This window comes from Streptomyces sp. NPDC002793, from assembly GCF_040295485.1.
Taxonomy (GTDB): Bacteria; Actinomycetota; Actinomycetes; order Streptomycetales; family Streptomycetaceae; genus Streptomyces.
Genome location: NZ_JBEOVL010000002.1, coordinates 155,916 through 173,478, shown reverse-complemented (window position 1 = coordinate 173,478; position 17,563 = coordinate 155,916). Strand labels below are relative to the sequence as shown.

At 70.8% G+C, this 17,563-nt stretch carries 16 protein-coding genes; 8 read left to right on the top strand and 8 right to left on the bottom strand.

Features of this window, described 5'->3' with window-relative positions:
- Window positions 1-13: 13 nt before the first annotated feature.
- The 5 genes from ABT001_RS02545 to ABT001_RS02525 form a co-directional block, all read right to left on the bottom strand.
- A complete protein-coding gene (locus tag ABT001_RS02545; RefSeq protein ID WP_351271166.1) occupies window positions 14-469 on the bottom strand; it encodes an ATP-binding protein in 456 nt (151 codons plus the stop codon).
- 98 nt (window positions 470-567) lie between these two features.
- Complete coding sequence (locus ABT001_RS02540) at window positions 568-1,011, bottom strand: response regulator (RefSeq protein WP_351271164.1); 444 nt, start codon at window positions 1,009-1,011, stop codon at window positions 568-570.
- Entirely contained in the window at window positions 1,008-2,633 is a 1,626-nt protein-coding gene (locus tag ABT001_RS02535; protein ID WP_351271162.1) for a sensor histidine kinase, read from the bottom strand. Before ABT001_RS02535 ends, ABT001_RS02540 begins: the two co-directional genes overlap by 4 nt.
- Window positions 2,630-3,889: a PP2C family protein-serine/threonine phosphatase gene (locus tag ABT001_RS02530; protein WP_502967401.1), complete on the bottom strand. Its 1,260-nt coding sequence runs from the start codon at window positions 3,887-3,889 to the stop codon at window positions 2,630-2,632. The genes ABT001_RS02535 and ABT001_RS02530 overlap by 4 nt, the downstream gene beginning before the upstream one ends.
- A 117-nt stretch (window positions 3,890-4,006) precedes the next feature.
- Entirely contained in the window at window positions 4,007-4,903 is an 897-nt protein-coding gene (locus tag ABT001_RS02525; protein WP_351271159.1) for an RNA polymerase sigma factor SigF, read from the bottom strand.
- 413 nt (window positions 4,904-5,316) lie between these two features.
- Between ABT001_RS02525 and ABT001_RS02520 the strand changes: the two genes are divergently transcribed.
- A complete protein-coding gene (locus ABT001_RS02520; protein ID WP_351271157.1) occupies window positions 5,317-6,807 on the top strand; it encodes an SDR family NAD(P)-dependent oxidoreductase in 1,491 nt (496 codons plus the stop codon).
- Window positions 6,808-7,190: 383 nt separating this feature from the next.
- Window positions 7,191-7,364, top strand: a complete 174-nt coding sequence (locus tag ABT001_RS02515; RefSeq protein WP_351271574.1) for a hypothetical protein — start codon at window positions 7,191-7,193, stop codon at window positions 7,362-7,364.
- A gap of 27 nt (window positions 7,365-7,391) precedes the next feature.
- Here ABT001_RS02515 and ABT001_RS02510 read toward each other — a convergent pair whose 3' ends face one another.
- The 3 genes from ABT001_RS02510 to ABT001_RS02500 are packed head-to-tail and all read right to left on the bottom strand — an operon-like array spanning window position 7,392 to window position 10,203.
- Window positions 7,392-8,831, bottom strand: coding sequence for a lipase maturation factor family protein (locus tag ABT001_RS02510; RefSeq protein WP_351271154.1), 1,440 nt, complete (start codon window positions 8,829-8,831; stop codon window positions 7,392-7,394).
- A 5-nt stretch (window positions 8,832-8,836) separates the two neighbouring features.
- Window positions 8,837-9,370 carry a DUF1990 domain-containing protein gene (locus ABT001_RS02505; protein ID WP_351271151.1) on the bottom strand — a complete coding sequence of 178 codons (534 nt, stop codon included), beginning with the start codon at window positions 9,368-9,370 and terminating at the stop codon, window positions 8,837-8,839.
- The gene (locus ABT001_RS02500; protein WP_351271149.1) at window positions 9,367-10,203 is read right to left on the bottom strand and encodes a YndJ family protein; all 837 of its coding nucleotides are present in this window, start codon (window positions 10,201-10,203) and stop codon (window positions 9,367-9,369) included. The genes ABT001_RS02505 and ABT001_RS02500 overlap by 4 nt, the downstream gene beginning before the upstream one ends.
- A gap of 143 nt (window positions 10,204-10,346) precedes the next feature.
- On the opposite strand from ABT001_RS02500, the gene ABT001_RS02495 reads away from it, so the two are divergent.
- The 6 genes from ABT001_RS02495 to ABT001_RS02470 all read left to right on the top strand — a co-directional run bounded on the left by ABT001_RS02495 (window position 10,347) and on the right by ABT001_RS02470 (window position 17,533).
- Window positions 10,347-12,413 carry a SpoIIE family protein phosphatase gene (locus tag ABT001_RS02495; RefSeq protein ID WP_351271147.1) on the top strand — a complete coding sequence of 689 codons (2,067 nt, stop codon included), beginning with the start codon at window positions 10,347-10,349 and terminating at the stop codon, window positions 12,411-12,413.
- A gap of 123 nt (window positions 12,414-12,536) precedes the next feature.
- Window positions 12,537-13,895, top strand: a complete 1,359-nt coding sequence (locus tag ABT001_RS02490; RefSeq protein WP_351271145.1) for a wax ester/triacylglycerol synthase family O-acyltransferase — start codon at window positions 12,537-12,539, stop codon at window positions 13,893-13,895.
- Window positions 13,896-13,991: 96 nt separating this feature from the next.
- On the top strand, window positions 13,992-14,960 hold the full coding sequence (locus ABT001_RS02485) for an aldo/keto reductase (RefSeq protein WP_351271142.1): 969 nt from the start codon (window positions 13,992-13,994) through the stop codon (window positions 14,958-14,960).
- On the top strand, window positions 14,960-15,826 hold the full coding sequence (locus tag ABT001_RS02480; RefSeq protein ID WP_351271139.1) for an amidohydrolase family protein: 867 nt from the start codon (window positions 14,960-14,962) through the stop codon (window positions 15,824-15,826). The genes ABT001_RS02485 and ABT001_RS02480 overlap by 1 nt, the downstream gene beginning before the upstream one ends.
- 55 nt (window positions 15,827-15,881) lie before the next feature.
- Window positions 15,882-16,742, top strand: coding sequence for an Fpg/Nei family DNA glycosylase (locus tag ABT001_RS02475; RefSeq protein WP_351271137.1), 861 nt, complete (start codon window positions 15,882-15,884; stop codon window positions 16,740-16,742).
- A gap of 38 nt (window positions 16,743-16,780) precedes the next feature.
- Window positions 16,781-17,533: a LytR/AlgR family response regulator transcription factor gene (locus ABT001_RS02470; protein ID WP_351271134.1), complete on the top strand. Its 753-nt coding sequence runs from the start codon at window positions 16,781-16,783 to the stop codon at window positions 17,531-17,533.
- The last annotated feature ends 30 nt before the right edge of the window (window positions 17,534-17,563 follow it).

Here is a 17,563-nt window from a genome sequence, read left to right as displayed (position 1 = left end):
GCCGGGACGTCCCTCAGGTGCTGAGCGTGAACTCGGCGCGGATGCGCTTGCCGACGGGCACCCGCTCGGCCGTGAGCCGGTCGCAGAGCGCGACCACGATCTCCATGCCGTGCCCCCCGAGCCGGGCCGGGTCGGGGGAGTAGAGCACCGGAAGCGCGGTGCTGCTGTCGTACACCGTGACGCTGATGCGACGGGCGTCGCCCTCCAGCTCCAGCAGGTAGGGGCCGTGGCTGTAGCGATCGGCATTCGTGACGAGCTCGCTGACGGCCAGCATCAGATCGCTGCGGGTGTGCTCACCGAGGACGGCGAGCCACTCCGCCACGAGCCGTGCCAGGAAACGGTCGGCGAGCGCACGGGCCTGCGCTATGCATCCGGGCTCGCCGTCGAACACCTCAGCGGTGAGCAGAACCTCCGTGGACGGGGACCCGTGGAAGGGGTCGTCCGACCGTGAGGTGGCCTGTTCGTTCATGTGCTCCAGCCAAGGCGCCGCAGGGGAGGTCTCGGACCTCTTCTCGCCGTTCGTCTACCCGCGTCGAGAGATCCCACTCCGGGGGATCCCTGCAGATCTTACGCACGCGGAGGCAGCCGGACCACGCTCACGAAGAAGTCGTCGATCTGTCGTACCGCCCCGATGAACTGCTCCAGGTCGACCGGCTTGGTGACGTACGCGTTGGCGTGCAGTTTGTAGCTGCGGAGGATGTCCTCCTCGGCCGACGACGTCGTGAGGACCACGACCGGGATCAGGGCCAGTTCCGGGTCGGTCTTGATCCGCTCCAGCACCTGCCGGCCGTCGTACTTGGGCAGGTTCAGGTCGAGCAGTACCAGGTCCGGGCGCGGAGCGTCGCCGTACTCACCCTGGCGGTAGAGGAAGTCCAGTGCCTCCTGCCCGTCGCGCACCACGTGCAGGGTGTTGCGGATCTTGTTGTCCTCGAACGCCTCACGGGTCATCAGTTCGTCGCCGGGATCGTCCTCGACGAGCAGGACCTCGATGGGTTTGACGGCGTCGTTCACGGAGTGTCTCCCGACCGGGGGGTGAGCGGGGCGGGCGCGAGCAGCTCCGCCGTGGTGTGCGTGGGTGCCTCAGGGAGGACGGGCAGGGTGAAGTGGACCAGTGTGCCCTCGGCCGGTTCCGGGTCCAGCCAGATCCGGCCACCGTGGAATTCGATGATCTTGCGGCAGAGGGAGAGGCCGATCCCGGTCCCCTCGTACTCGTCACGGGCGTGCAGGCGCTGGAAGATCACGAACACCTTGTCGGCGAACTCCGGCGCGATACCGATGCCGTTGTCGGCGACCGTCAGATGCCAGTCCTCGCCCTCCCGGACACATCCGACGGTGATCCGGCACGGCACATCGGGCCGGCGGAACTTGACCGCGTTCCCGACGAGGTTCTGCCACACCATGGTGAGCGACGTCGATTCACCGAGCAGTTCCGGCAGCGGATCCTCGCGCACGAGGACGGCTCCGGACTCCTCCACGGCCAGGGTGAGATTGGACAGGGCCCGGTCCAGGGCCACATCCAGATCGACGGGCTTCCAGCTCTGCCGTACCCGGCCCACCCGGGAGAAGGTCAGCAGGTCGTTGATGAGGACCTGCATCCGCTTGGCGCCGTCGACCGCGAAGTCGATGTACTGCCGACCGCGTTCGTCCAGCTCCGAGCCGTACCGCTTGTCCAGCAACTGGCAGAACGAGGCGACCTTCCGCAGCGGCTCCTGGAGGTCGTGGGAGGCCACGTAGGCGAACTGCTCCAGTTCGGAATTGGACCGGCGAAGCTCCGTGGTCTGCTCGGACAGCAGCGTCTCCCGCTCCTGGGACTCGGCCAGCTCCGCGACCAGACGCCGGCGCATGTCCTCGGCGGCCGCTGCCACGGCCCTGACGTCCGACGGGCCCCGGACCACGATCCTGCTGGTGAAGGCGCCCGCTCTCACCTTGTCCGACGCCACGGTCAGCGCATACAGCGGCCGGCCCACCATGCGCCGCAGCAGCAGGCTGAGCGACACGACGGCCAGCACGAAACCGATCAGCAGGGCGACCAGCACCCGGTCACGCGTGGTGCGCGCGTCATCGAGTTCGGCGCGGGCGTGGTCCCGGGCGTCGTCCAGGTGGCTCTGCTGGAGGCCGTACAGCACGCGCAGCGCGTCGAACTCCTCCTTGCTCCGCAGGATCGGGGCCGATGAGGCACCGGTGGGCCCGTTCGCCCGCACCGTGGCGATCAGCGGCTCGGCCCGCAGGGTCCGCCAGCGCTGGGACGCCTTCTCGATCCGCCGCAGATCGTCGACGTACGGCTGCTCGGCGCCGATCAGTGAGCGCACCTGGGCCAGCCGCTCCCGTTCGGTCCGCATGCCCGACTCGTAGGGCTCCAGGAACGAGGTGTCGCCGGTCAGCGCGAAACCGCGCACCCCGGTCTCCTGGTCGACGAGCGAGTTCTGCAGCTGGAACGAGGTGGAGCGGGCGGGCTGGATGCGGTCCACCAGGTCCGTGGTCCGGTCGGAGATCCGGGAGAGGACGACCCCGCCCACGACGAGGCATCCGCAGACCACCAGCACGAAGCCGGCCAGGATCAGATGGACCCAGTTCTGCACCGTCAGCCGGGATATCCGGCCCGTCCGTCCGTCCGCGGGCTGCTCCGTGCTCACGAGCCTGCCTTCCAGCCCAGATGGAGGACGGCGACGTCATCGGCCAGTCCGCCGTACGGAGAGGCGCTCTCGGTGGCCTCGGCGACCAGTGCGTCGACGAACGCGCGGGGTGCGAGCGCGCCGAACCTGCCGGCCATGGCCAGGAGACCGTCCTCGCCGAGGCGGGAACGTGGACCCGTGCGTCCCTCGAACAGTCCGTCGGTGAACAGGACGAGTTCGCTGTCGGAGAAGAGCTCCAGCTCCGTGAGCGTCCAGCGACCCGCGCCGGGCAGGAGCCCGAGGGCCATACCCGCGTCCGGTTCCACCCAGTCGACACCCGTGCCCCGCCGCAGCAGCAGCCCGGGGTGACCGGCCCGCGCGACGAGCACCTTGTCCCTGCTCGGCGGGAATACGAGCGTGGTCACCGTCGCGAACACATGGGGATCCGAACGCTCGGCGACGAGTATCGCCTCCAGGAGACCGATCTTCTCGAGCTGCGAGACACCGGTCAGTACGGCCGTACGCCAGGCGACCCGCAGGCAGACACCCAGGGCGGCCTCGGCGGCACCGTGCCCCGACACGTCGCCGATCACCGCGTGCACCGCGCCGTCGGCGGTCTGCACCACATCGTAGAAGTCGCCGCTCAGCAGCCCGTGGGCGCGCCCGGCCTCATACCGCGCGGCCACCTGGAAGCTGTCGTCGAGCAGCAGCGGGATCGGCAGCAGGGCGCGTTCCAGACGGGCGTTCTCCTGGGCGATCAGACGGCTGGTCCGCATCGCGGACGCCGATCGCTCGGCGTGCTTGCGCTGGAGGGCGTAGCGGACCGCACGGCCCAGCACCTCGGGATCGATCCGGCCCTTGACGAGGTAGTCCTGGGCGCCCTGAGCCACCGCGGACAGTCCGGTCTCCGACTCGTCCAGGCCCGTCAGCACGATGACCGCCGCGTCAGGGGCGGACTCGACGAGCTGACGGACCGCGTCGAGGCCGTTCACGTCCGGCAGGTGCAGATCCAGCAGGACACAGACGGATGTGTCGCAGTCCAGCAGGAACCGCCGTGCCTCGGCCAGCGTCTTGCACCAGGTGAGCGGGGCGTCCAGTTCGCTGTCGGTGAGCAGCTCCTCGACCAGGAGCGCGTCCCCGGAATCGTCCTCGACCAGGAGCAGCACCGCGTCGACGTCCCAGACGGACGCGTCAGCGGCGGGCAGCACCCTCTGCTGTTCCGGAATCAGGCTGAGCCGGCGCACACGCGCAGAGGTGTCCAACGGCGACTCGGTCACACTCCACCCCCTCCGACGGACGGCACGGGACACCCACGGCCGTATCGGCGTGAAGCATATGTGACTGAGGCCCGGCACCCCGGCCGGGCCTCACTCGTCGACCGTGCGAGCCGTCGATCAGGCCTCGACGCTCATACCCGCGCGCAGACGCTGGACGATCCTGCCGAGCAGACGCGACACGTGCATCTGGGAGACGCCCAGCTCCGCACCGATCTGTGCCTGGGTCATCTCCTGGCCGAAGCGCATGCGGACGATCTTCCGTTCCCGCTCGTCCAGCTGCCGCAGCAGCGGAGCCAGGGTGTGGAGATTCTCGACACTCGCCATCCCCGGGTCGTCCTCGCCCAGGAGATCGGCGTACGCACGCTGTTCGCTGCCGGACTCACTGTCGGCACTCGGGCTGTCCAACGAGCCGGCCGAGTAGCCGTTGGCTGCGACGAGCCCCTCGATGATCTCCTCCTCGGAGAGATCGAGATGCGTCGCGAGCTCCGCGACCGTCGGATCGCGGTCGAGCTTCGCCGACAGCTGCTCCTTGGCCTTGGCCAGCTCGACCCGCAGCTCCTGGAGCCGTCGCGGCACGTGCACGGACCAGGTCGTGTCACGGAAGAAACGCTTGATCTCACCGACGATGTACGGCACCGCGAACGTCGCGAACTCGACCTCACGCGACAGGTCGAACCGGTCGATGGCCTTGATCAGACCGATCGTCCCGACCTGGATGATGTCCTCGACATCGTCACCGCCCCGGTTGCGGAACCGGGAGGCGGCGAAGCGCACCAGCGAGAGATTCATCTCGATCAGCGTGTTGCGCGCGTACTGGTACTCGTGGGTCCCCTCCTCGAGGACCTGAAGACGGTCGAAGAAGAGCTTCGACATGGCCCGGGCATCCTGCGGGGCCACCTTGCCCGCGTCCTCGATCCATGGCAGCACCGCCGCGTCGGAAACCGACCCCGCCTCGTCGCGCAGCGTCGCCGCTGCGCCGATCGCCTCGGTGGTTCGCACTGACATGGCCGTCATGGTGTCGCCCTCCCTGGATTCCGCTGCAGTGACGGGCGCATGCCCGGTCGCGCGGAAGTAATGCCTCCGGCGCCCAAGATTGTTGCGAAAAGGTGCGTCCGGGCCGGCCGGACCGAGCGGATGTGTCCGTGAGTGACCGAGTGGACGGTTTCCGCTACCTCTTTCGCCGAGGTGTCGGCCTCCCTTCGTCCAAGGCGCCTGGGACGCCGCCGGACGCGGAGGAGGGCGATCCGGAGGGTGGCCCCGGGTGTGCGGTGACGGACGACGACGGCCGAGCGGAGCAACGTCCGACTCGTGGCAAACTTGACCGGGGCATCCGGCCCGTGCGCGCCTGCCCTCGCCGGCTCCCGGCCGGATCACTCCCCACCGAAGCCCGGACAGCGGCATGAGTGACGAGTGACAGAGGAACGGCAATGACGGTGACAGAGGACAGCCAGGAGCTCGCTCCCGGTATCGACGAGTTCGGTCCCGGTATCGACCCGGAGCGGCTGGCCGTCTGCCTGAGCGTGCTCGACGAGCTCGACACGATCGAGGTCGACCACCCGGACGCCGTCGCCGTACGCCGGGCCACCGCCGGTGTCTACCGCACCGTGAAGCAGCGCCGCCGCCAGGAGCGCCGCGCCGCCAAGACCGCGCACGACAAGGCAGTGACCGAGGCCACGGCGACCGGCTCCGCCGAACGCATCGACGACGAGACGCAGGGCGTCCTCCCGTCCTCCACGGCCGGTTCCGAGATCGCCGGGATACTCCAGCGCCCCAGGTCCTGTTACATCTGCAAGACCCGGTACGTCGAGGTGGACGCCTTCTACCACCAGCTCTGCCAGGAGTGCGCCAAGGAGAACCGGGGCCGGCGCGACGCCCGCACCGATCTCACCGGGCGCCGGGCCCTGCTCACCGGGGGCCGCGCCAAGATCGGCATGTACATCGCGCTGCGACTGCTGCGCGACGGCGCGCACACCACCATCACCACCCGCTTCCCCAACGACGCCATCCGCCGCTTCAAGGCGATGCCGGACAGCGACGAGTGGATCCACCGTCTCAAGATCGTCGGCATCGACCTGCGTGACCCCGCCCAGGTCGTCGCCCTCGCCGACTCGGTCGCCGCCGAGGGGCCGCTGGACATCCTGATCAACAACGCCGCGCAGACGGTCCGTCGTTCCCCGCAGGCCTACAGCGAGCTGCTCGGTGCCGAGTCCGCGCCGCTGCCCGCGGGCGAGCTGCCCGCCGCCCAGGTGATCGGCACGTTCGGCAGCGGTGCGGTCGACCGCGTCGCCGCGCTGCCCGGTGCCCGTCAGGGGGGCCAGGGTCTGAGCGCCCAGGACGTCACCGATCTCGCCCTGGTGACCGGGTCCGCCTCGCCGGCCCGCATCGCCGCGGGTACCGCGATCGACGCCGGGGGACTGGTCCCCGACCTCCACGACACGAACAGCTGGATCCAGACCGTCGAGGAGGTCGAGCCGATCGAGCTTCTCGAGGTCCAGCTCTGCAACTCCACGGCCCCCTTCATCCTGATCAGCCGGCTCCGCCCGGCGATGGCCAGGACGGCGTCGAAGCGTGCCTATGTCGTGAACGTCTCCGCGATGGAGGGCGTCTTCAGCCGTGGCTACAAGGGCGCGGGGCACCCTCACACGAACATGGCCAAGGCCGCGCTGAACATGCTGACCCGCACCAGCGCCCAGGAGATGTTCGAGAAGGACCGCATCCTCATGACGGCGGTCGACACCGGTTGGATCACGGACGAGCGGCCGCATCCCGACAAGATCCGCCTCGCGGAGGAGGGTTTTCACGCCCCGCTCGACCTCGTCGACGGGGCCGCCCGTGTCTACGACCCGATCGTGCGCGGTGAACAGGGTGAGGAGCTGTACGGCTGCTTCCTGAAGGATTACGCCCCTGCGGGCTGGTGAGTACGGGCGGCTCCGCGCTGCCACTCCTCCGTCCGTAACCCTTGTCCCACCCGCCACCTGAGACGTCAGGCGGCACGTCGGCGGCCCCGTGTTGTGCGGGGCCGCCGTCCTGTTGCTGGCTGAAAGTGACCCAGGCCACACGTTCCGTCGAGCGGGGCGGCGCTCATTTGGTTAGTCTGGGGTGAACGGACGCCACCAAGGGATCCACGAAACTTCCTCGGCCGTCCTGGGACAGGTCTGTAAGCAGTCCGCCGTCCCACCCCGTACCGGCGCCACCGCGACCGAACTGTTTCTGCCCCTGCCCCGCAGAGGGCGGTCGACACGGTTCCCACAGCCGCAGCGTCGCCACCGCCCCGGGGTTACGCGACACAAAGGAGTCCGCGGTGACACCTGACATGACGAAGACCGAGGCGAGCCCGGCCGAGCCGGCCGCAACACAGGCCCGTCGGCCCGAGAAGCTCCGGAACATCGAGGTCTGGGCCAGGTCGGCACCGATCAGGCTGGCCGGCTACGAGGACGATCTGGCCGAGCCGCACATCCTGCCCGGGATCGACTGAGCACCTCGCGCCTCTTCGAGCGGCGCCTCAGCTCCCTGCCCCCGTCCCGGACGGGGGCAGGGAGCGTTTCGTGGGCCGCATGAAGTCGCGTACGTACGTCCGGTCCCACCAGCGTCCGGTGGCCCGCAGCTCACTCCACTCCGTGAACCGGTAGTGGAAGACCCTGGCCCGGACATGGGTGGGCGGGCCGCCCGGGAACGGGTTGTGGCCGAGCAGCCGCAGGGTGTCCCGGTCGCCCCGCAGGAGCCGCTCCGCGAACGGTCCGAACCAGGACCGGGCGTACGCGGGGGAGAGCGCCGCGAACCACATCATCCAGTCCAGCCGCAGGTGGTACGGCGCGAACTGGCGCGGCATCCGGCGCGGATCACCCGGTTTCCCGCGGAAGCCGTACTCCAGCCAGCGCGTCCCCTCGTGGATCACGGTCTCCTCGGTGCCCTCCACCACCACCTCCAGACGCATCCTGCTGATACTCCCGAAGGCGCCGTAGGTGTTCACCAGGTGCAGCGGGTCGAAGGACCGGTTCATGACCTGGCGACGGGAGAGCAGATTGCGCGCCGGGCGGTAGCTGAGGGCCAGGACGAGGGCGGTGACCGAGAGGACGACCATCTCGTACCAGAGGGGTGAGGCCGGTTGCGCCGGCGGCGGCCCGGCGATCGGTGACCAGTCGACCGCTGTCAGGGCGATGGCGACGGTCAGCCAGTTCAGCCAGGCGAAATTCCCCGACAGCACAAGCCAGAGCTGGGTGACGACCACCAGCCCGGCCGCGACGCTCGCCACCGGCTGAGGGGTGAACAGCAGGAACGGCACCACGAGTTGGGTGACATGGTTGGCAGCGGCCTCCACCCGGTGCGCGCGCCTCGGGAGCCGGTGGAAGAACCAGCTCAGTGGTCCCGGCATCGGCTGCGTCTCGTGGTGGAACTCCAGACAGGTCAGCCGCCGCCAGCACTCGTCCCCCCGGATCTTGATGAGGCCGGCGCCGAATTCCACCCGGAAGAGCAGCCAGCGCAGCAGCCACAACACCGGCACGGGTGCCGCCGTTTCGTGGTTTCCGAGGAACACGGCGAGGAAGCCCGTCTCCAGCAGGAGCGACTCCCAGCCGAAGCCGTACCAGACCTGGCCGACCTGGACGATCGACAGGTAGAGCACCCACGGCACCGCCCACAGAGCCATCGCCGCCCCCAGCGGCAGGTACCCGTCGAGTCCGGCCAGGAGGGCGAGTGACACCGCCGCGCCAGTCCAGGAGACGAGCGCGAAGGAGCGGTCGGAGTAGTGCAGCCTGAACAGCCCGGGCGCGGCCCTCCATGAGGTGTGCCGCAGGAGGTCGGGCACGGGAAGCATGCCCCGTGAGCCGATCAGCGCCCGGAACTGGAGTGCCGCGCCGACGAACGCGACCAGGTAGACGACGGCGAGCGCCCGCTGGAAGATCAGCCTGCTCAGCCAGTAGCCATCTGCGGTGAACCACTCCATCCCCCTCAGTATCCGGCGTGTCCCGCCCGTCGGACAGCCGGCACGATCCGGCGCAGCGAGGCGCCGAGCCGACGGGCGTACCAGTGCTGGACCACCGGGACGAGGGGCCCGGCCAGGCGGGTGTACCAGGAGGCGGGCCGTGAGAACGCCATGACGGTGAACCACACCCTTCCGTCGTCCGCCAGTTCCACCACGAAGCTCTCCTCCCCGCGCTCCGGATGCCCCGGCAGGGTGCCGTAAGCGAAGCCGGTGCGGTCCTTCTCGTACGCGGTCCAGACGATCTCGCAGGGGGCGGAGAGGCGGAGCGGCCCGAGACCGATCGACACCTCGACAGTGGTCCCGGTGTCGGCCCGTGCGGCGGAGGCGTTCACCCGGGCCCCCGAGGCGCGGTGCATGCGCCACTCCGTGACCGCGGTGCCCGCGGCCTCGAAGTCCGCCCTGCCCCTGCCGACCACGGCGCGGTGGTGCAGGTGGTGGTAGCCGTCCGGGAGCGGTCCGAGCCGGGTGGTGCCGACCTCGGGGTACGTCAGGGTGCTCATGCGGTTCTGCCTTCCGGGTGGTGGTGGTCCTGGAGTCCGCGCCGGGCGAGCAGCGCGCAGAGCGCGAAGCCCAGCGCGTTGCCGAGCCCGTGTGTGGCAGCCATCCAGGTCAGCGTGGGATGCGGTAGTCCGGTCGCCTCTCCGAGCGCCCAGCTCAGTGCGAGCACCATGGTCACCGCGAGCACGCCGGCCGATACGGTGAGAAGTGCGCGGGTGACACGGTCCGGCCCGTTGGCGCCGGCGGTGCGCCAGGTCAGGAGGGCGACCGTCCACATTCCCGCGGTGAGCACGACCGCCCCGGCCAGTTCCGTCCAGTCCCCGGTGAAGTAACCGATGAGGACGAGCAGGGTGCCGAGCGGCACGCTCAGGGCCGCGAACCGGCTCCCCGGGCCGTCCTCGGCCCGGCAGACGAGACCGGCGACGAGGGCCGCGGCGAAGCCGGCGTAGTGGAAGTGGGGCACGGTCAGCGCCAGGATGCCGAGCCCGAAGCCGAACAGTTCGTGGCCGGAGCGCTCGGCGACGAGGGCGAGTGCGGCGACCGCCGGAGCGATCAGCGCGGTGAGCAGTGCGGTTTCCGACGGGCGGGCGCTGCGTGTGCGGGCGAGGCGTCGCGGCGCGTGGGCGGCGAGAAGCAGGGTGCCCAGCGCGTAACAGAGGGCGAGGGCGGTGGCGACGCCTCCGCGCGGCAGCCACAGGGACACGGCGCCGGGCAACGCGAACAGCGGCCACAGGTGCCGTATCCGGTCGAGCGCGGGGTCGCCGACGAGGCCCAGTCCCAACGGGACGATCACCAGCATGCCCAGCACCACGATCAGCCCGACCAGTACGGACATCGTGCCCACCCCTTGTCCACACGTACGAGCAACGTCGAATTGAACATGTTCAATTTGCGAGACCGAGCATAGAGGCTGCCTTGAATGCGTTCAAGGTGTCGATTCGATGGAGGAATCGGACAAATGATGGCAGAGTGGCCCACATGGATGATCGGGTAGCGGGTGCCCTGTCACTCCCGGACGACTGGCCCGCCCACCCGGACCTCAGTCTCGCCCTGAACCGAATGGGCAGCTTCGACTGGGATCTGGACAGCGGTCTCATGCACATGGACGAGCCCGCCCTCGAGGTGTTCGATCTGCGTCCCGGGGAGTACGACGGCCATCCCGCGGCCCTCGCGCAGCGCGTACCCGCCGACGAGGCGAACCGGCTCGACGACATGGTCACGCGAGCCATCAAGGGCGGAAGCAGCAATTACGGCGCGTACTTCCGCCGGAGACAGCGCGACGGCTCGTTGTGCTGGACCCACACGCAGGGGTTCATCCGCCGCGACGGCACCGGGCGGCCCCGACGCATCATCGGGATCATCCGCGACGCCACCCAGGAACTGGCCGAATCCACCGCCCGGAGGACCGTCGACGACGAACGGCGCCGACGTACCAGCCTGGTCGAGGGAACCACCGCGGCGCTGGCGCACGCCCGGACCGTCGAGGACGTCACCGACGTGCTGAGGAGTTCCCAGGTCCTGGCCAACCTCGGTGCCGCCAGCCTCGTCATGGGTCTGCTCGAGTCCGGGCGCATCCACCTGGTGGCGGACGGTCCCGAAGGGGCGTACGTGCAGGGCACCCGCTACACCCGGACCGACGAGCCGTACCCGATGAGTGAAGTGATCCGCACGCTCACGCCCCGTTTCATCGAGACGCCCGAGGACTTCGCCGCCTCGTACCCCGTCCTGTGGCCGCACATCAGCCATCTCGGCATCACCGCCGCCGCCTATCTGCCCCTCGTCGCCCAGGCCCGCCCGATCGGTGCGCTCGGGCTCCTCTACGGCAACAAGGCCGGCTTCGCCGGTGACGAGAGAAACCTGCTGGTGGCCCTCGGGAGTTCGATCGCCCAGAGCCTCCAGCGGGCGATGCTGTACGAGCAGGAGCACGATCTCGCCGAAGGGCTCCAGCAGGCGATGCTGCCGCGGCGGATCCCCGACGTGCCAGGCGCCCGGGTCGCCGTCCGCTACCGATCGGCGCGGCTCGGCAGGGACATCGGGGGCGACTGGTACGACATCATCGCGCTGCCCGGCGGCCGGGTCGGCGCCGTCATCGGAGACGTCCAGGGGCACGACACGCACGCGGCCGCCGTCATGGGGCAGCTCCGCATCGTGCTGCGCGCCTACGCGGCCGAGGGGCACAGCCCGGCCACGGTCATGGCGCGGGCGTCCGTCTTCCTCCACGAACTCGACACCGACCGCTTCGCGACCTGCACCTACGCCGAGGCCGACCTGACCACCGGAGTGGTGCAGATGGTCAGGGCGGGGCACGTCGATCCGGCTCTGCGACACGTCGACGGGAGCTGCCGCAGGCTGCCGGTCGACGGAGGGCTGCCGCTGGGACTCTCCGCGGAATTCGGGCAGCTCGAATACCCCGTCAGCACCATCGACCTGGACCCGGGGCAGACGATGATCCTGTACACCGACGGCATGGTGGAGCTGCCCGGAACCGACCTCGACGAAGGCATGGCGCTGTTGGTCTCGACGGTGCGCGACGGTCCGCAGGACGTCCAGGAGCTCGCCGACCGGCTCTGCGCAGTCGTCGACGAGCGGGGCGGCGGCGACGACATGGCGTTGCTGCTGCTGCGTCGTGACGCGGCCCACGCCCCCCACCCGGGTGCCCGGCTCCAGCAGCACGTCGCGCAGAACGACCCGGAGGCTCTGACCTCGGCCCGTCACATGATCCGGGCGGCGGTGCGCGCCTGGGGGGCGAAGGGCCGGACGGACGAGGTCGAGCTCGCGGCGGACGAGCTCATCACCAACGCGCTGATGCACACCGACAGCGGTGCCATCGTCACCATCCGGGTGCTCACCGGACCCGAACGCCGGCTCCGGGTCGACGTCGAGGACCGCTCCAGCGCCCGGCCCCGCCGCAGGGACGCGGGGGAGTCCGGAGTCTCGGGCCGCGGGCTCATGCTCGTCGACCGGCTTGCCGACATGTGGGGAGTGGAGTCCCGGGGCAACGGCAAGAGCGTGTGGTGCGAGTTCCTCATTCCGGAGCAGCGGTAGCGCCGCCGCCTCGACTCGTAGAGGCTGCAACGGTACGTAACATTTCAGTACTTGTACGTAATTGACCCGGAAGGATCGACCGCGATCGTCGTTCCGTCGTCCCGTCGAAGACGCGAGGCCCCGTTGAGTACCGAGCTCCTGGCACCTCTTGACCTGGCTTTCTGGCACCTCGAATCCGACGCCCATCCGATGCACCTCGGCGCCCTCGCCGTCTTCGACCCGGTGCCGGGAGTGGCCCCGCGGGGCCTGCTGGAGCTGCTCGGCGCCCGCGCGGCCGCCATCCCCCGGCTGCGGATGCGGGTGCGGGACGTCCTGCTGCCCGTCGGCGGCGCCGCCTGGTTCACCGACCGGGACTTCGACGTGCACCGCCACGTCCGGCGGGTCGTGCTTCCCGCCGGCGACTTCATGGCGGAGACGACCCGGCTCGCCGGTGAGCTCATGGAGGGGCCGCTCGGGCGGGGCCTGCCGCCCTGGGAGATGTACCTCCTCGACAGCCCGGGTGACGGCCCCTTCGCCGTACTCGTCAAGCTGCACCACGCGCTCGCCGACGGGATGCGCGCAGTCGCCATCGGAGCGGGAATCTTCGACCAGATCGCCCCCGCCGGTGCCCGCCGGCGCGCGCCCGGCCGCCGGACACCCGTACCGCCCCGCTCCTGGCTGCCCGGCCCGTCCGAGGCGGCCGGCCTGGCGATCGGCCGCATCGGGGACGTCGGCCGGGCGCTGGGGGTCGGCGCGTCCGTCGTACGTGCCAGCCGCCTCGACCTGCGCGCCACCTCGGCCCTGACCGCGCGCTCCAGCGGCACACGCCGCCTGGCCACCACCGAACTCGACGCCGAAACGGTACAGCGCGTCCGGCGCACCGAGGGTGGTACGGCCAACGACGTCCTGATCGCCGTGGTCGCCGGTGCGCTGCGCCGCTGGATGGTCGAGCGCGGCGAGCCGCTGCCGGGCGCGGACCCCCGCGCCCTGGTCCCCGTCTCCCGGCGCCGGCCCGGCGGAGCGGCCACCGGCAACAGGCTCTCCGCCTACCTCCTCGCGCTGCCCGTCGGCGAACCCGACGCGCGGGAACGGCTGCGCCTCGTGCGCACGGGCATGGACCGCAACAAGGCCGCCGGGCCGTCGCGCGGCGCGGGCGCCGTCGCCGTACTGGCCGACCAGTTGCCCGCGCTGGCCCACAGGTTCGGAGCACCGCTGGCCGGGAACGCGGCCCGGATGCTCTTCGACATCCTGGTCACCAGCGTGCCCCTGCCCCGCTCGGCCCTCTCGTTCGGCGGTTGTCCGCTGCGCGCCGTCTATCCCATGGCGCCGCTGGCCCGCGGCCAGTCGCTGGCCGTCGCCCTGTCGACGTACGGCGGACGGGTCCAGGTCGGACTGGTCGCCGACGGGAAGGCGCTGCCCGATCTGCACCGGCTGGCCGCCGCGGTGCACGAGGAGCTGCACGACCTGCACGCACTCGTGCCCACGGTGCCCGCTCCGGCTTGAGGGCCCGATCCGCCGGATCCTGTTGACGAGGCCGATTGATCCGATGAATAGTCCCTGTACGGACCATCAGGGATCACCGGCGGGGGCGGCAGAAGCATGCGGCGCATCAGGCTCGGACACAGCGCGGTCGAGATCACCGAACTCGCCTTCGGGGCGGCAGCCATCGGCAACCTCTTCACCGAGGTCGATCCGGCGCAGGCAGCCGCCGCCGTCGACGCGGCGTGGGACGAGGGCATCCGCTACTTCGACACCGCACCGCACTACGGCCTCGGTCTCTCCGAACGCCGCCTCGGCGAGGCGCTGCGTGACCGGCCGCGGGACGCCTACGCGGTGTCCACGAAGGCAGGCCGCCTGCTCGACCCGGTGACCCCCGCCGAGGCCGCGGCACGCCACGGCCTCTCCGACGGGTACGCCGTACCGCACACCCACCGGCGCCGCTGGGACTTCAGCGCCGACGGCATCAGGCGCAGCATCGAGGAGAGCCTCGGACGCCTCGGTCTCGACCGCGTCGACATCGTCTATCTGCACGACCCCGACGACCACGGCGAGCAAGCCTTCCGCGAGGGCTACCCCGCTCTGGAGCGACTGCGGGCCGAGGGCGTGGTCGGTGCCATCGGCGCCGGCATGAACCAGACCGCGATGCTCACCCGCTTCCTGCGGGAGACGGACGTCGACGCCGTCCTCTGCGCCGGCCGTCTCACCCTCCTCGACCGGAGCGCCCTCGACGCACTGCTGCCGGAGGCGGCCGCCCGGGGCCGCAGCGTCGTCATCGGAGGTGTGTTCAACTCCGGGCTGCTCGCCGACCCGCGGCCCGGCGCGACGTACGACTACGCGGTGGCCCCCGCGTCCCTCCTGCAACGGGCCCTGCATCTCCGAGCCGTCGCCGAACGGCACGGCGTTCCGCTGCGCGCCGCGGCCCTGAACTACCCCCTGGGCCACCCGGCCGTCGCCGGGGTGCTCGTCGGCACCCGCTCCCCGGACGAGGTGCGGGACGCGGCGGCCCAGCTCCGCACACCGGTCCCGGACGCGCTCTGGGACGACCTGCGTGCGGAAGGGCTGCTGTGATGACGCCCTCGCCGGTCATCGACGCCCACCACCACGTGTGGGACCTCGCGGTGCGCGACCAGGACTGGATCACCGGCGAGGAACTCGCCCCCATCCGACGGACCTTCACCCTCGCCGACCTGGAGCCCGACGCCCGCGCCGCCGGAGTGGTCGCGACCGTCCTCGTCCAGACGGTAACCGTCGCCGAGGAGACCCCCGAATTCCTCGCGCTCGCCGAAGGCCACGCACTCGTCGCAGGCGTCGTCGGCTGGACCGACCTCACCGCGCCGGACATCGCCGACACCCTCGCGGCGCTCCGCTCCCTGCCGGGCGGCAGCCGGCTCGTCGGGATACGCCACCAGGTCCAGGGCGAACCCGACCCGGAGTGGCTGCTGCGCCCCGACGTCCTGCGCGGGCTGCGAGCCGTCGCGGCCGCAGGACTCGTCTACGACCTGATCGTCCAGCCCCATCAACTGCCCGCCGCCGCCCGTGCCGTCGCCCTGCTGCCACAGCTCACCTTCGTACTCGATCACGCCGGCAAACCGCCGGTGGCGCTGCGGGCCACGCACCCCTGGGCCGGCCACCTGCGCATGCTCGCCGCACTGCCCAACACCTTCTGCAAACTCTCGGGCCTCGTCACCCAGGCGGACCCCCGGACCTGGACGATCCAGGACCTGCGCCCCTACGCGGACACCGTCATCGAGGCGTTCGGCCCCGACCGGATGATGTTCGGCTCCGACTGGCCCGTGTGCCGGCTCGCCACCGGATACACCGATGTCCTCGACGCGGCCCGCGAGCTGACCTGCGGACTGGGGGAGGACGGACGCCGGGCGGTCTTCGCAGGCACCGCGCAGCGCGTCTACGGGCTGCGGGAACCCGCCGTCTGAGCGGGAACCGTACGTCCGGCGGGCACCTGCCGGGCCGGTGCGGCAGGCTGGAGCCATGCCCGAACTGCCGGAAGTCGAAGCCCTGCGGGACTTCCTCGACGACCATCTGGTCGGCAAGGAGATCGCCCGTGTCCAACCGCTCGCGATCAGCGTCCTCAAGACGTACGACCCACCGCCCACCGACCTGCACGGCGCCACCGTGACCTCCGTGGCCCGGCGCGGCAAGTTCCTCGACATCACGGCCGGACCGCTCCATCTGCTCATCCACCTCGCACGGGCCGGCTGGCTCCAGTGGAAGGACAGCTTCCCCGCCACCCCGCCGCGGCCGGGCAAGGGACCCCTCGCCCTGCGGACGGTCCTCACCGGCGGCGACGGCTTCGACCTGACGGAGATGGGGACCACCAAGCGCCTCGCCGTCCACCTGGTGCGTGATCCGGCGGACGTGCCGGGAGTGGCGCGCCTCGGACCCGACCCGCTCGCCGACTCCTTCGACCGGGACGCGTTCGCGACGGTCCTCGGCGGAGCGCGCCGACAGGTCAAAGGAGCGCTGCGCGACCAGTCGCTGATCGCGGGCATCGGCAACGCCTACAGCGACGAGATCCTGCACGTCGCGAAGATGTCACCCTTCAAGCTCACCACCGGCCTCGGTGACGACGACATCACCCATCTGTACAACGCGATGCGTACGACGCTCCTGGACGCGGTCGAACGCTCCCGGGGCGTCGCGGCAGGCCGGCTCAAGGCCGAGAAGAAGAGCAGCATGCGGGTCCACGGCCGCGCCGGACAGCCCTGCCCCGTCTGCGGCGACACCGTGCTGGAGGTCTCGTTCAGCGACTCGTCGCTGCAGTACTGTCCCACCTGCCAGACCGGTGGCAAGCCTCTCGCCGACCGGCGGCTGTCCCGCCTGCTCAAGTAGCGGCAGCCGCCACGCCGGGCGGTCTAAACTCCGGCCTCATGCTGCGCGTACTCGCCGTCGACGACGAAGAACCCGCCCTGGAGGAACTCCTCTACCTCCTGCGCGCCGATCCCCGCATCCGGAGCGCCGAGGGCGCCTCCGGAGCCACCGAGGCGCTGCGCCGCATCGGGAGTGCCGTCGACGCCGGACCCGACGACCCCTCGGCGATCGACGTCGTGTTCCTCGACATCCACATGGCAGGGCTGACGGGACTCGACGTCGCCCAGCTCCTGGCCGGGTTCGCCGCACCGCCGCTCATCGTGTTCGTCACCGCCCACGAAGGCTTCGCCGTGCACGCCTTCGACCTCAAGGCCGTCGACTACGTGCTCAAGCCCGTCCGCCGCGAGCGGCTGGCCGAGGCCGTCCGCCGGGTCGCCGAGCAGGTCGGTGAACGCTCCGCGCCCGTCCACGACGCGGCTGCCGACCAGGTCGCGGTCGAGCTGGGCGGGGTCATCCGTTTCGTACCGGTCGACGACATCGCCTACGCCGAGGCGCAGGGCGACTACGCCCGGCTGCACACCGCGACCGGCAGCCATCTGGTGCGGATCGCGCTCACCACCCTGGAGGAGCGCTGGCGCTCCCGGGGCTTCGTCCGCATCCACCGCCGCCATCTCGTGGCGCTGAACCGGATCGACGAGCTCCGGCTCGACGCCGGCAGCATGAGCGTCCGCATAGGGGAGGCGGAACTCGCGGTCAGCCGCAGGCACACCCGTGCCCTGCGCGATCTCCTGATGCGGCAGACCGGCCGCTGACCTGGCCCTACCGGGACGTCCCCCTTCCCA

Excerpts from the sequence above, each read along its gene's own strand:
- ABT001_RS02485 (WP_351271142.1), top strand. The coding sequence starts at position 13,992 with ATGCGGCGCATCAGGCTCGGACACAGCGCGGTCGAGATCACCGAACTC.
- ABT001_RS02525 (WP_351271159.1), bottom strand. The coding sequence starts at position 4,903 with ATGACGGCCATGTCAGTGCGAACCACCGAGGCGATCGGCGCAGCGGCG.
- ABT001_RS02520 (WP_351271157.1), top strand. The coding sequence starts at position 5,317 with ATGACGGTGACAGAGGACAGCCAGGAGCTCGCTCCCGGTATCGACGAG.
- ABT001_RS02470 (WP_351271134.1), top strand. The coding sequence starts at position 16,781 with ATGCTGCGCGTACTCGCCGTCGACGACGAAGAACCCGCCCTGGAGGAA.
- ABT001_RS02510 (WP_351271154.1), bottom strand. The coding sequence starts at position 8,831 with ATGGAGTGGTTCACCGCAGATGGCTACTGGCTGAGCAGGCTGATCTTC.
- ABT001_RS02495 (WP_351271147.1), top strand. The coding sequence starts at position 10,347 with ATGGATGATCGGGTAGCGGGTGCCCTGTCACTCCCGGACGACTGGCCC.
- ABT001_RS02480 (WP_351271139.1), top strand. The coding sequence starts at position 14,960 with ATGACGCCCTCGCCGGTCATCGACGCCCACCACCACGTGTGGGACCTC.
- ABT001_RS02505 (WP_351271151.1), bottom strand. The coding sequence starts at position 9,370 with ATGAGCACCCTGACGTACCCCGAGGTCGGCACCACCCGGCTCGGACCG.
- ABT001_RS02500 (WP_351271149.1), bottom strand. The coding sequence starts at position 10,203 with ATGTCCGTACTGGTCGGGCTGATCGTGGTGCTGGGCATGCTGGTGATC.
- ABT001_RS02545 (WP_351271166.1), bottom strand. The coding sequence starts at position 469 with ATGAACGAACAGGCCACCTCACGGTCGGACGACCCCTTCCACGGGTCC.
- ABT001_RS02475 (WP_351271137.1), top strand. The coding sequence starts at position 15,882 with ATGCCCGAACTGCCGGAAGTCGAAGCCCTGCGGGACTTCCTCGACGAC.